Origin of the sequence: Pseudohalocynthiibacter sp. F2068 (genome assembly GCF_023015645.1) — a bacterium.
GTDB classification, from domain to species: domain Bacteria; phylum Pseudomonadota; class Alphaproteobacteria; order Rhodobacterales; family Rhodobacteraceae; genus Pseudohalocynthiibacter; species Pseudohalocynthiibacter aestuariivivens.
This window is the reverse complement of record NZ_JALKAK010000001.1, coordinates 205,454-218,542: the sequence shown is the minus strand read 5'-3', so window position 1 is coordinate 218,542 and position 13,089 is coordinate 205,454. Positions and strand designations below refer to the sequence as shown.

General features: G+C 51.9%; 14 protein-coding genes. 7 read left to right on the top strand and 7 right to left on the bottom strand.

Annotation, left to right across the window (positions count from 1 at the left end; translation table 11 throughout):
• Nucleotides 1–178 precede the first annotated feature (178 nt).
• Nucleotides 179–1,021 (top strand): 30S ribosomal protein S2, encoded by an 843-nt coding sequence (gene rpsB / locus MWU63_RS01060; protein WP_213888008.1) that lies wholly within the window; start codon nucleotides 179–181, stop codon nucleotides 1,019–1,021.
• 76 nt (nucleotides 1,022–1,097) lie between these two features.
• Nucleotides 1,098–1,973, top strand: a complete 876-nt coding sequence (gene tsf, locus MWU63_RS01055; protein ID WP_213888009.1) for a translation elongation factor Ts — start codon at nucleotides 1,098–1,100, stop codon at nucleotides 1,971–1,973.
• 305 nt (nucleotides 1,974–2,278) lie between these two features.
• On the opposite strand, the gene MWU63_RS01050 is transcribed toward tsf, so the two are convergent.
• Both MWU63_RS01050 and aroQ read right to left on the bottom strand, forming a co-directional pair.
• The gene (locus MWU63_RS01050; protein ID WP_213888010.1) at nucleotides 2,279–3,037 is read right to left on the bottom strand and encodes a LuxR family transcriptional regulator; all 759 of its coding nucleotides are present in this window, start codon (nucleotides 3,035–3,037) and stop codon (nucleotides 2,279–2,281) included.
• On the bottom strand, nucleotides 3,037–3,480 hold the full coding sequence (aroQ, locus tag MWU63_RS01045) for a type II 3-dehydroquinate dehydratase (RefSeq protein WP_213888011.1): 444 nt from the start codon (nucleotides 3,478–3,480) through the stop codon (nucleotides 3,037–3,039). Before aroQ ends, MWU63_RS01050 begins: the two co-directional genes overlap by 1 nt.
• Nucleotides 3,481–4,056: 576 nt before the next feature.
• On the opposite strand from aroQ, the gene MWU63_RS01040 reads away from it, so the two are divergent.
• The 5 genes from MWU63_RS01040 (at nucleotide 4,057) to MWU63_RS01020 (ending at nucleotide 7,962) form a co-directional block, all read left to right on the top strand.
• Nucleotides 4,057–4,419, top strand: a complete 363-nt coding sequence (locus MWU63_RS01040; protein WP_247076722.1) for a coenzyme F420 hydrogenase/dehydrogenase beta subunit N-terminal domain-containing protein — start codon at nucleotides 4,057–4,059, stop codon at nucleotides 4,417–4,419.
• 204 nt (nucleotides 4,420–4,623) lie between these two features.
• Nucleotides 4,624–5,028: a diacylglycerol kinase gene (locus tag MWU63_RS01035; RefSeq protein ID WP_213888013.1), complete on the top strand. Its 405-nt coding sequence runs from the start codon at nucleotides 4,624–4,626 to the stop codon at nucleotides 5,026–5,028.
• Nucleotides 5,029–5,050: 22 nt separating this feature from the next.
• Nucleotides 5,051–5,743 (top strand): phosphatidylserine decarboxylase, encoded by a 693-nt coding sequence (locus tag MWU63_RS01030; RefSeq protein WP_213888014.1) that lies wholly within the window; start codon nucleotides 5,051–5,053, stop codon nucleotides 5,741–5,743.
• Nucleotides 5,740–6,492: a phosphatidylcholine/phosphatidylserine synthase gene (locus tag MWU63_RS01025; protein WP_213888015.1), complete on the top strand. Its 753-nt coding sequence runs from the start codon at nucleotides 5,740–5,742 to the stop codon at nucleotides 6,490–6,492. Before MWU63_RS01030 ends, MWU63_RS01025 begins: the two co-directional genes overlap by 4 nt.
• Nucleotides 6,493–6,609: 117 nt before the next feature.
• The gene (locus MWU63_RS01020; protein ID WP_247076719.1) at nucleotides 6,610–7,962 is read left to right on the top strand and encodes an MmgE/PrpD family protein; all 1,353 of its coding nucleotides are present in this window, start codon (nucleotides 6,610–6,612) and stop codon (nucleotides 7,960–7,962) included.
• A 24-nt stretch (nucleotides 7,963–7,986) separates the two neighbouring features.
• Here MWU63_RS01020 and phoB read toward each other — a convergent pair whose 3' ends face one another.
• Genes phoB through pstC form a run of 5 tightly spaced genes read right to left on the bottom strand, consistent with a single transcriptional unit; the run spans nucleotide 7,987 to nucleotide 13,031 of the window.
• On the bottom strand, nucleotides 7,987–8,676 hold the full coding sequence (phoB, locus tag MWU63_RS01015; protein ID WP_213888017.1) for a phosphate regulon transcriptional regulator PhoB: 690 nt from the start codon (nucleotides 8,674–8,676) through the stop codon (nucleotides 7,987–7,989).
• Complete coding sequence (gene phoU, locus MWU63_RS01010; protein ID WP_247076717.1) at nucleotides 8,676–9,395, bottom strand: phosphate signaling complex protein PhoU; 720 nt, start codon at nucleotides 9,393–9,395, stop codon at nucleotides 8,676–8,678. The genes phoB and phoU overlap by 1 nt, the downstream gene beginning before the upstream one ends.
• Before the next feature lie 11 nt (nucleotides 9,396–9,406).
• A complete protein-coding gene (gene pstB, locus MWU63_RS01005) occupies nucleotides 9,407–10,204 on the bottom strand; it encodes a phosphate ABC transporter ATP-binding protein PstB (protein WP_213888019.1) in 798 nt (265 codons plus the stop codon).
• An 11-nt stretch (nucleotides 10,205–10,215) separates the two neighbouring features.
• Complete coding sequence (pstA, locus tag MWU63_RS01000) at nucleotides 10,216–11,553, bottom strand: phosphate ABC transporter permease PstA (RefSeq protein ID WP_213888020.1); 1,338 nt, start codon at nucleotides 11,551–11,553, stop codon at nucleotides 10,216–10,218.
• The gene (pstC, locus tag MWU63_RS00995; protein WP_247076715.1) at nucleotides 11,550–13,031 is read right to left on the bottom strand and encodes a phosphate ABC transporter permease subunit PstC; all 1,482 of its coding nucleotides are present in this window, start codon (nucleotides 13,029–13,031) and stop codon (nucleotides 11,550–11,552) included. The genes pstA and pstC overlap by 4 nt, the downstream gene beginning before the upstream one ends.
• Nucleotides 13,032–13,089 lie beyond the last annotated feature (58 nt).

Here is a 13,089-nt window from a genome sequence, read left to right as displayed (position 1 = left end):
GAGCGCATCTGTTTTCTAACCCTTTCAGCCTTGCAATCACTGAAACCTTGGTTTAAAGCGCGGCTACTTAAATCCGCAGGTGGGGTTTGGGCCTAATGGGGAGAAATCCCAAAAGGTCCGCCGGTTGGGCAAATGCCCTTTTACCCCCACCGTGGCGCAAACCGGAAAAGGAAATGGAATGGCGCTTCCCGATTTCACGATGCGTCAGCTTTTGGAAGCTGGCGTACACTTTGGCCACCAGACACAACGCTGGAATCCTCGTATGGGCGAATTCATCTATGGTGCCCGTAATGGTATTCATATTCTCGATCTGACTCAGACTGTTCCAATGCTGGACGCTGCTCTGAATGCTGTCCGCGAAACTGTCGCAAAAGGCGGCCGTGTTCTTTTTGTAGGCACCAAGCGTCAGGCACAGAACCCTATCGCTGAAGCCGCAGAGAAATGCGCGCAATACTACATGAACCACCGCTGGCTGGGTGGTACGCTCACCAACTGGAAAACGGTTTCCAACTCTATCAGCCGCCTGAAAGCGATTGACGAGAAAATGGAAAGCGGTGCGGAAGGCATGACCAAGAAAGAACGTCTTGGCATGGAGCGCGAGCAAACAAAACTGCAAGCGTCACTTGGCGGTATCCGCGAAATGGGCGGTGTACCTGACCTTTTGTTTGTTATCGACGTTAACAAAGAAGATCTGGCAATCGCCGAAGCCAATAAACTGGGTATCCCGGTTGTTGCTATTGTCGACTCCAACTGCTCGCCTTCAGGGATTGACTACATCATTCCCGGCAACGACGACGCTGCCCGCGCTATTTCGCTTTACTGCGATCTGGTCGCGCGTGCAGCGCTTGACGGAATGAGCGCTCAGCTTGGCGCCGCTGGCGTTGATTTGGGTGAAATGGAAGCTGCGCTTGACGAACCTGTGGTTGCCGAAGAAGCACCAGCAGAAGAAAAACCGGCTGAAGCAGCTGCAGAAGAGACGCCGGCTGAAGCACCAGCAGAAAAAGCCGCAGTCGAAAGCTGATCAAACAAGAACTAATTTTGGTTGCGGGCTATAAATGGCCCGCAACCAGCTTCTTACAAAAATTAGGAGAGCCGATATGGCAATCACCGCAGCACAGGTGAAAGAACTGCGCGACTCGACCGGCGCAGGCATGATGGACGCTAAAAAAGCGTTAACCGAAACAGAGGGCGATATGGAAGCCGCAGTTGACTGGCTGCGCACCAAAGGCCTTGCGAAAGCCGCAAAAAAATCCGGGCGGATCGCTGCCGAGGGTCTTGTTGCTGTCGCAGTCAATGGGGGCAGGGGTGTCGCTGTTGAAGTAAACTCTGAAACCGACTTCGTTGCGAAAAATGCGGAATTTCAGGATATGGTTAAATCCATTTCACAGGCCGCTCTGGGCGCAAGCGATGTAGACGCTCTTAGAACAACCGACCTCGGTGGAAAATCTGTTGAAGCAACGATCACAGACAAGATCGCAACCATTGGCGAAAACATGTCGCTGCGTCGCATGTCTGCAATCGAAGGTGACAGTGTTGTGTCCTATATCCACAACCAGGCAGCCGATGGCATGGGTAAAATTGCTGTGCTGGTTGCATTGAAGGGCGTTGACAATGGCATTGGCCGGCAGATTGCTATGCATGTTGCCGCAGCAAACCCGGCGTCACTTTCCGAGGCTGATATTGACCCGGCACTGGTTGAGCGCGAGAAATCTGTTTTGACCGAGCAGGCACGTGAATCTGGCAAACCCGATGCAGTTATCGAAAAGATGATTGTAGGCCGGATGAAGAAATTCTTCTCTGAAGTGACACTTCTTGGTCAGGCGTTTGTCGTGAACCCTGATCTGACAGTTGGCGACGCCGCGAAAGAAGCTGGTGTTGAGATTCTCTCGTTCGTCCGCATGGAACTGGGTGAAGGCATCGAGAAAAAAGAAGAAGACTTTGCTGCAGAAGTTGCCAAAGCGGTACAAGGCTAAGACATCTTTAAATACGAAAAACAAACGGTGCGGTCTTTTCAGGCCGCACCGTTTTTACTTTCCGCCAATACTGGGGATAACGGCGGTTGCTCATAAAGTTGCCGACCAAGTTTGACTAAAATTGCCCACCTTGGCCGACGTTCCGGTTTCCCGGTCAGATCAGGCCAATCTGCAATATTCAAAACAGCCTTCACCGAAGTTCCCAGGCTAATTGCCACCACTCACGGAACAAACCTCATTTTGCAGGTTTACGTTAGGTAAAGAAAGTATGGTATTCCATACCCTTAGGTTGACCTCAACGTTAATTAAACGTCGAACCTGAAAATCTGATTTTGAAAGGATGCTTTCAAAACGGCTTGCGCGGTTGTTTCGACATCAAGCGCCAAACGCGCAAGCCGAAGATGTTTTTCTACCGTTGCTGGCGTCAGCTCCAGGATGCAGGCAATATCCTGTGTCGTTTTCCCGTCACCAACCCATTCAAGCACTTGGCGCTGCCTCTTTGTCAGGTCGGGCCGCTGGCCGGAGTAAGGAAAGGTGATAATCTTAAGATGCGCAACATTGTTTATCAGAATTATTTCATTTCCGTGCCGCTTCCAAATCTCATCAGTTTCTATTTGAGACAGGCCAGCCCGCGCGGTCAACGCGATAGCCCCCTTGGTTCGCTGAGAAACGCTCTTGAAGCTTATTGAGTAGCCCGCGACAACGCCCATTGATCTGTTGAATTCACAAACTTTCAACTCTGTTGGCGACAGCTCTCCATTTTTTTGTTTTTCCTCGATCCAGCTCCAGCTGCACGCCCCTTCATTTTCGATCGACCAACGCACCATTGGGGCGCAGGCGTACATATTCTCTCCAAGGAAAGGGTCAATATAATCAGAGCTATGATTGGTTAGAATTAGAAAATCCTTGGGGTCGCCAAAGGACTCGGACGTGCAATAGCGGGTAAACCCATAAAGCAAACGGTCAAACCCGTATTCAGCCATTTTTTTTGTGTGGAGTCCCCAGACCTCTTCAACAGAATCCGATTCTGTCAGTTCTTCCAGGTATTCCTCAACAGCTGTCATTATGCTTTTTCACCCAGATAGGTCACCATGCCCTCAATCGCCAGCAAATATCCTGCGGGGCCCAGGCCGCAGATCTGGCCAATCGCAACCGGAGCGATGTAAGATTTGTGTCTGAAAGATTCCCGTGCGTGAATATTTGAAAGATGAAGTTCCAGAACGGGCACATCCGCAGACGAGATCGCATCCATCAGCGCAACCGATGTGTGTGTGTAAGCACCTGCATTCAGAATTATACCATCAAACTTGCCGCGCGCGCCGTGGATCGCCTCGACAAGAACGCCTTCATGATTGCTTTGCTCAAACTGCAAATCAATACCAAGCGCATTCGCTTTATCCTGACACTGTATTTCAATCTCTGCCAAGGTGGTTGCACCGTAAACCTCGGGCTGACGCGTACCAAGCAAGTTAAGGTTAGGGCCATTTAATATAAGAAGAGATGTCATCAGCTAATCCTTATTGTTCACGGTCTTCCTAACCATTCCAATTGTGATCTGTCGAGATCAGCCGCAAGGATAGGTGGGTCAAACGGTAATTTTGATACAATCTGGCGCATCTGAACATATTGACTTTCTTACATTTACCTTTTAGTTACTGCGGCTTGTCATCTTTAATTAATGTCTAGCTCTTTAGGCAGCATCTTAATTACATAATACCTATTATACGTTTATCGCATTAGGGGTTCCCCATTAGCCTATGGGATATGAAATTAATTTCTTTCACGTTTCCGTGATAACCAAATCAAATTTCGATCACGCAAAACTTTTAAGGAACTTCAGGCAGCGCTTCGCTGTTTCACTCGGCTCTCCAAAACAAACGTGACGGTAGAGGAAAAGTTCCATCAGATCGTCGAAAACGGTTTATGTATTGGTTGGGGCCTTTGCCAATCGGTTGCATCGCCAGAAAAACCCGCGTTTCAAAAGCCAAAAAATGGTGAATTGCGACCCCGCTTTGTTGCCTCTTAGACCGTTGATGGTGTCGAACGCATTTATGCCACCTGCCCCGGCACACGTGTAGAAGTCTTGCCAGTCGACGAGATTAACAAAGCAGCGCACTGGGGGCCGCAACACCGTTTGGTACTGAGTTGGGCCGCAGAGCCTCGGGTGCGTCATGAGGAATCAACAGGCGGCGTTTTGACCGCTCTTGGCCAATACCTGCTCCGCTCTGAACGTGTTAAATTCATCCTGCATGTAAAAGCCTTTGAACCGGGTGGTATTGGTGACGGCGCCGACATTGCCGCCGCAGACAGATGGCCCAACGCGAGTTCGGACAGAGAAGCATCACTGACAGACCCCGGAACGAATTCGCTTATCGTGCGAACGTTAACAGGAATGGGGATTTTGGATGCCGCTCACCAAAAAGCAATTTGTCAAAGCCAGATATGACGGCTTACAGGATGCCGGTGTGCTGACACCAAAAACCGTCAATCTACGCATTGAAGAACTAAGCGACGCAAATGGCCCCGGAAAAAATTCTGAATAAAGACAAGGGACATTTGAACGCGCGTTAACCGGAAAGCAGAAAGAGCCACGGAGTTGAAACTTGAAACTGTAAATTGCATTGCGGCGCATCCCCACTAATATGCAGCCATGAACGAACCTAGCTCCTCTCGCCGCCCACGCCCCGAACGCATCACCGGCCCACGGCATCTGTTTGCAGCCGCAAGGTTTTCGATAGCCGGTCTTCGGCGGCTTTGGGCAGAAACGGCTTTTCGTCATCAATTGCTGGCATTCTGTGCTGTGATCGGTGTATTGACGCTTTTGGAAGCGTCGATGGGTGACTATGTGACCGCTTTCATTCTTTTTATGGTCTTGGTTGCGGTAGAAGCACTCAACACCGCCATAGAATGCATCGTTGATCATATCTCGCCCGACTGGGCAGAGTTTGCCCGCGATGCAAAAGACCTCGGGTCGCTGGCCGTGTTGTGTATAATGCTGTGTTACGGGGCTTTTCTGGTCAGCGTGGCGTACACCTATCTTCTGGCCGTTCACTAACACTAACAGGGGTTAAGCCTGAATGAACATGTTAAAGATTGTTGCCGTCCCGATGCACAAGGAAGGCCGCAAATTTGTAGCAGTCTTTGCAATTATCACCCTGCTGCTTGCATTGATTTGGGAGCCACTTTTCTGGATTGGTGCCGGTCTGACCGTATGGTGCTATTATTTCTTCCGTGATCCAGAGCGTTCGGTCCCGCAGCAAGACGGACTGATCCTCTCGCCTGCGGATGGTGTGGTATCGCTGATCTCTACCCTGCCCGCCCCGCCCGAGCTTGGCCTTGGAGATGAACTACGCGTGCGCGTTTCAGTTTTCATGAATGTGTTCAATTGCCACGTTAATCGCGCGCCTTTTGACGGCAAGGTGACCAAGATTGTCTATCACAAGGGAAAGTTCGTGAACGCGTCGCTGGACAAAGCAAGCGAGCATAATGAGCGTAACGGTCTGGCCCTTGAAACCACAAATGGTGCGAGCGTCGGAGTCGTGCAGATCGCGGGGTTGGTGGCACGTCGTATTGTCTGTTTTGTTCAGGAAGGCGAACAACTGCGCGCTGGCGAAAGATTTGGCCTGATCCGGTTTGGCAGCCGCCTCGATGTGTATTTGCCACCAGAAATTCAGCCCTTGGTCAGCGTTGGCCAAACTGCTGTCGCCGGTGAAACGATACTAGCTGATCTGGGTCATACCGGTTCGGCTATGACAGGGCGGCTGATATGAGCGCTTCAGGGCCCAAAAACAAACGCACCCCATTTCGCAAGTTCATCCCAAATCTGGTGACAATTTTTGCGATGTGTGCGGGCCTGACTGCAATTCGGGTTGGTTTGGATGGGCATTATAAGACTGCGCTTTACCTTATTGTTCTGGCGATGTTTTTAGATGCTGCAGATGGAAAAATCGCTCGCTATCTGAAAAGCGAAAGTCAGTTTGGCGCGGAGCTTGATACGCTCGCAGATTTTCTGAATTTTGGAGTTGTGCCAGCAATCCTGCTTTATCGCGTATTTTTCGCAGGGACCGAATACGCCAGTATCGGGTGGCTCGCCGTTCTCTTATTATGTGTTTGCTGCGCGTTGCGCCTTGCACGCTTTAACGTTGCACTTGATGATAACGCCGCTTCGGTCGCAAAAGACAAATACTTCGTCGGGGTTCCCGCCCCTGCCCTTGCCTGTCTTGCGCTGATGCCCTTGTTTCTTTTGTTCCAGGGTTGGTCGACGATCGGAGAGCACGCCTATCTGCTGGTCGGATACACGATCTTCACAGGTTACCTTGCAATCAGCACATTGCCGACCTTTTCGCTCAAACATCTTGCGATCAATGTAAACTGGCAAGTTCCGGTGATGATCTTTGCTGTCATCCTGATCGTCAGCCTCACAGTCTACCCATGGCGCACGCTTGCGATTGCGAACATGCTGTATCTGTTTTCGCTTCCGGTTTCGTTCTGGATGAACAGAAACAGCACAAAACGTTGACAAAAATTCGCCTTTGGTCGCGAACACGACATTTTCGTCTCAAAACGGCATTCTTCTGAGTTTGCGTTTTGCAGATACTAAGGGAAATTGATCTGACCAAATTTGGCGAGGCAAGGCATGGTAACTTCTTTTTCTGACTTCGCAACGGGGCTTTCATATAGTGACCTGCCTGACGAACTGCTTCATATCTTACGGCGAAGTTTCACTGACACGATTGGTGTCGCCGCTGTCGGGTCCACAACTCAGCTTTCAAAGATATCGCGAAAGGGCGCGCTCGCGATGTTCGGCGTTGGAACTGCGGGTGCATCCGGGATGTTGATGGACGGTCGACGGGTTAGCCCTGCTGGTGCAGCCATGGCTGGCGCATTCACAATCGACAGTATTGACGCCCATGATGGTGTAACCCCCTGCAAGGGCCATGCAGGTTCCGCCTTGTTCCCCGCCCTGCTCGCTATGGCGGATTCAGAGGCATCACAGGGCCGTGCACTTGATGGCCGTCGGTTCGCTGAAATTCTGGCTGTCGGTTATGAAGTCAGCTACCGCGCGGGGCGCACGCAGCACGCGACCTGCGCCGACTACCATACCTCCGGTGCCTGGACCGCTGTTGGTGTCGCCACCGCAGGGGCCAGAATGCTGGGGTGCACGACAGAACAGATACGACACGCCGCCGGAATTGGCGAATATCACGGGCCAAGAAGCCAAATGATGCGCTGCATCGATTTCCCAACGAATGTTCGGGACGGCGTTGGCTGGGGTGCGCCCTCTGGCGTGACGGCAGCCTATCTTGCACGCGAAGGTTTTACCGGTGCTCCGGCATTAACCTGCGAAAGCAACGAAGCAAAAGAATTCTGGCACGATCTTGGGGATGCATGGCGCACCGTTGAAGATACACATTACAAGGCGTACCCTTGTTGCCGATGGGCGCATCCGTCTCTGGATGCAGTCGCTGATCTGATGTCGGAAAATACGCTGAACCACACAGAGATCGAGGCCGTCGAAATACGTACCTTTCATTATGCAACACGCCTTGCAGGTCATGCGCCACAAACGCTCGACGATTTTTCCTACGCAATCGCCTTCCCGGTTGCCGCCATGATTGTGCGCGGTCAGGTGGGCGTAGAGGAACTGACCGAGCAATCGCTGCGCGACCCGGATATTTTGCGAATTAGCCGTGCAACGCAACTTATTGAAGATGATCAATACACAAAGATCAGCACAGACAAACGCTGGGCGGATGTGACCCTGGTTCTAAAGGATGGTCGGCGGTTTCGATCCCCGCCCCGGTCACCGCGTGGGGACCCGGATTCTCCACTGACAGACGCAGAAATTTCGGAAAAGTTTCACATGCTTTCTGATCCGGTTATTGGCCGGGATCGCGCACTCGAGATCGAGAGCCTGTCGTCCAAGTTTGACACGCTTGGCACAAGTGAATTCGCGCGCTTGATCTCTCTTTGCACGGCGTCCACCTGAACGTCTTCAGCGAAAGGCCGGCACTTAACCTAAAGAGTATCCCGCACCGCGAACGGTTCGCAACGGATCGGTGCCACCATGCTTTGACAGGGCTTTGCGCAATCGTCCGATATGAACGTCGACTGTGCGCGTGTCGACATAGATATCGCGTCCCCAGACCCGGTCTAACAACTGCTCGCGTGACCAGACACGCCCGGGCTTTTCCATGAATGTGGCCAACAGGCGAAACTCTGTCGGCCCCAGTTTCAACGCTTTCCCGTCCCGAAACACCTTATGGCTTTCCGAGTCCAGCACGATGTCATCAAATTCAATCCGTTCGCCAACTGCGGCCGCACGTGTCCGACGAAGCTGCCCACGCACACGCGCCATAAGCTCCACCAGCGAATACGGCTTGATCACATAGTCGTCGGCACCAGTTTCAAGCCCGCGCACCCGGTCCACTTCTTCCGAACGGGCAGAAAGCATAATGATCGGCACACCACGGGTTTCCGGGCGCGTTTTGAGGCGCCGGCAAATTTCAATGCCGCTTACATTCGGCAACATCCAGTCGAGCAAAATGACATCCGGGGTATCTTCCGCAACCAACAACAGGGCCTCTTCCCCGTTTTCGGCTTTTGTTACGCGAAACCCTTCTGACTCGAGATTATAGGCCAGCACCTCGCGCTGAGCGGGTTCATCTTCGACTACCATCACAAGAGGTTTATCGACAGACATCATTCTTTCCCTTGAACCGGTGGTTCAATATAAACGCTCGACACCTTTTTGCGTGCCTCTTCTGCCATTTCACCCGTCACCAGATAAATTACCTGTTCTGCAACCGACGTAATATGATCGCCCATGCGTTCGATATTTTTCGCGATGAAATGCAAATGCATACAGGCGGTAATATTGCGCGGGTCTTCCATCATGAATGTCAGGAACTCGCGAAACAGTGCATTATACATCTGGTCTACATCGTGATCTCGCGCGCGCACGTCATGGGCCATATCAACATCATGCTGAATATATGCGTCGAGCGCATCCTTCAGCATCAGTTCCACCTCACGCGCCATTCGCTTGATCGCACCAGATGCGCCTTCGATGGCAGGTATCCGAACCAAGACTTCCGTCCGTTTTGCGAGGTTTTTCGCATAGTCACCAACGCGCTCCAGATTGCCCGAGATTTTCATCACTGAAAGCACGGTACGCAAATCAGACCCCATTGGGGAGCGCAGGGCAATCAGCCGCGCAGCTTCCTCGTTTACCTTTTCTTCAAGCAGGTCGATTTTTTTGTCTTTCGCGCGCACGTCTTCCGCAAGCTCAAGGTCCCGGGTCGCAAGCGCCTTAGCACTATCAACAATCGCAACTTCTACCAGGCCGCCCATCTTCATGATCATGGCTTGAATAGCTTCCAGATCACGATCAAAAGCTGAGGCTATGTGTTGGTCTTGCATGATATGCTCCATCAGCCGATCCGTCCCGTAATATAGCTTTCCGTACGATGATCGACGGGGTTGGTAAATATGTGTCCGGTTTCACCAAACTCGACGAGATTCCCGAGATGAAAAAATGCAGTCTTCTGACTAACACGCGCTGCTTGCTGCATGGAGTGCGTTACGATCACAACAGAATACTGCGTGCGCAGTTCATCAATCAATTCCTCAACCTGCGCCGTTGCAATCGGGTCAAGCGCTGAACAGGGCTCATCCATCAGCAAAACCTCGGGTTCTGTTGCGATGGCACGAGCGATACACAACCGCTGCTGTTGCCCACCAGAAAGCCCTGTACCAGGTGCTTGCAACCGGTCCTTGACTTCATCCCAGATTGCACCGCGTCTCAGCGATTTCTCGACAATGTCATCAAGCTCGGCTTTTGATGCCGCCAAACCATGAATGCGCGGGCCGTAAGCAATGTTATCAAAGATTGATTTCGGAAATGGGTTTGGTTTCTGAAAAACCATGCCGACTTTCGCACGCAACTGCACCGGATCTACTTTTTGATTGTAAATATCTTCACCATCAAGACGAATATCACCTTCAACACGACAGATATCAATCGTGTCATTCATCCGGTTCAGGCACCGTAGAAACGTTGACTTGCCGCAGCCCGATGGCCCGATAAACGCCGTCACGGTTTTTGACTGGATATCAACGTCAACGTCCTTAATGGCATGGGTGTCGCCATAATAAACCTGCACTCCTCTGGCTGAAAATTTAATTTCATCGGTGTCCACGGCTCTCTCCATAAATCGCATATCATTCATAGCAGGTACCCTTACCAGCGGCGTTCAAATCGACGGCGCAGCAAAACAGCAACCGCATTCATCAGTATCAGGAAAATCAGCAGCACAATGATCGCACCCGAGGCGCGTTCAACAAATGCTGGGTCGGCGCGTTGCGTCCAGTTATAGACCTGCACCGGTAATGCCGACGCCGGATCAAAAAAACCCTCAGGCGGCCCCGCCGGATACTCGCGCACAAATGCCACCATGCCGATCAGCAAAAGTGGTGCAGTTTCGCCAAGCGCCTGCGCCAGTCCGATAATCGTACCTGTCAGAATACCGGGTGCGGCAAGCGGCAGAACGTGGTGAAACACGGTTTGCATCTTGCTCGCCCCAACACCAAGTGCGGCATCTCGGATGCTGGGTGGAACGGATTTCAATGACGCGCGGGTCGAGATTATAATCGTCGGCAGTGTCATAAGCGTCAGAACCAAGCCACCAACGATGGGCGCTGATTGTGGCAGGCCGGCAAAGTTGATGAAAATCGCAAGGCCAAGAATACCATACACAATCGACGGCACCGCAGCCAGATTCGAGATATTGACTTCGATAATGTCTGTCAGACGGCTTTGTTTGGAAAACTCCTCCAGATAGATCGACGCCGCTACCCCGACAGGAAGCGCAAGGAACAACACAACGACCATCATGTAAAGCGACCCCAGGAAAGCGACGCCAAGGCCTGCTGCTTCAGGTCGCTGTCCGGATGCATCGGGTGCGGTTAAAAAAGCCCAGTTAAAACGTTTCTCCAAGGAACCAGTCTCGATAAGCGCATCAACGATATCAAGCTGTTCGGGACTGACCTTATTGTCCAGCGCGGCACTTTCATGATCTACGCGCCCTTTCATGTACCCGTCTATTCGCCCACCTGCGAGAAACTCGAACGTCACTGTGGTATCCAGTGAGTCAGGGTTCGCGAGAACAAAATTTCTGAGTTGGGCAGCGGCTTCCTTTGAAACGATTGCACCAATCTCTTTTTTCTTCAGGTCCGTCGCAAAACCAATTTCATCAAGGCGGCTTATCAATGCATTCGTGATCAGCGGCGCGTAACCGAAAGTGGAAACAGCTTTCATCTCTTCGATATCGCGATTTCCGTTTTTGTCGAGCTTTTCTGCAGGCAACAGGACATCAAGCGTCACGTAAGTCTGCATAAACGCGCTGCGACCATTGCTAAAGATCGAGGTCAGCAGCACCAACAGAGCCAATATACCGATTGAAATCGCAATCAATCCGTAGACCTTAAACCGCTTTTCAGTGGCGTTCCTGCGTTTCGTAAGCGGGCTCAAGGTATAAAGCGAGGTTCGCGGAGCGCTGTGTCGTGTTGCATCGCTCATTCGTATTGCTCCCGATATTTCCGCACGATGACAAGCGCGATGATGTTCAGCCCCAGTGTGATACAAAACAGTGTCAGGCCCAAAGCAAAGGCAACCAGTGTCTCAGGTGCTGCGAAATCGGTGTCCCCCGTAAGCTGACTCACAATTTTCACGGTGATGGTCGTCATCGCCTCAAACGGATTAACCAGTGCACCAAGGCCAGAATGCATTTGCGCCGCTGCGGCCCCTGCCCCAAGCACCACAATCATTGTTTCGCCAATCGCCCGCGATGCCGCAAGCAGGATCGCGCCAACAATCCCCGGAAGCGCCGCCGGAACAACAACCTGGCGGATCGTTTCAGAATGGGTTGCACCAAGACCTAAAGAGCCATCGCGCATCGCCTGTGGCACTGCGTTAATGATATCGTCCGACAATGAGCTCACAAATGGGATCAACATAACCCCCATAACCAAACCAGCGGTCATAACGGAAGATCCGCTTTCACCTAGTCCCAAAGGCTGGGCAAAATGATCGCGCAGCATCGGCCCAACGGTTATGAGAGCAAACAAACCGTAAACGATGGTCGGAATGCCCGCGAGAATTTCGATCATCGGTTTCGCCACGGCGCGCATTTTTGGCCCCGCGTATTCTGATAAGTAAATCGCCGCAAACAGACCGATTGGAACGGCAACCAGCAAAGCAACCATGCTGATGAAAAGCGTGCCCCATAACAAAGGTAACAATCCCAGCTCAGAGTCTCCGCGAAAGTCAGGCGACCAGACCGTACCAAAGAAAAAGTCGGCGGCAGGGAATTGGCTAAAGAAACTGCGGGTTTCAAAGAGCATTGAAAAAACAATACCCAGTGTTGTCAGGATCGCGATTAAGGCAGCGCCGATAAGCAGGGCTAAAATCACACGCTCAACCACGTTTCGCGCGCGAAAATCTTTGTGGGTTCGCGAGTAGCTGTAAAAAGCCCCAACAAGCGCAAGGGCAAGAACGATCATCATCATCCAGAGTGAGCCAGTTTTGCGCATGATGCGATATTCCTGCGCGGCAGCAAGAACTTCGGGGCCAACCTTGGCCCCAAGGGCAACACCAAGATCGCCCAGTTGTTTGCGCACATCTGTAGACTCTGCGCGCATTTCTTCAGACTCTTCCAGCGTCAGAAGACCGTTGGACACCGCCATATCAAGTCCGTCTGCAACCCGGTGCACATCGCTCATCACAAGATCGCGCGTGCTGCCTTCAGCAATGGCGTTATCCGGTATGAGCTTAACGACCAGAGATTCAAGAAGTATCGGTTGAACCAGCAGCCAAACTGCCAATACCGCAAGTGATGGCACAAGAGAACTTAGTGCAACATTTGCTCCGTAGTAGGACGGAAGCGAATGCAGATCACGTATCTTTCCACCACTTGAGGCAAGCGCACGCGCCTTACCAGCGAAGTAACCGACCGCCGCGAAGGCGAGTATGAGGGTCAGAATCCAGATCAGGGACATCAGGTCAGCCAGTCTTATCAAGAAGGGTGAAGGCGGCCCTTAGAAGGCCGCCTTCCGT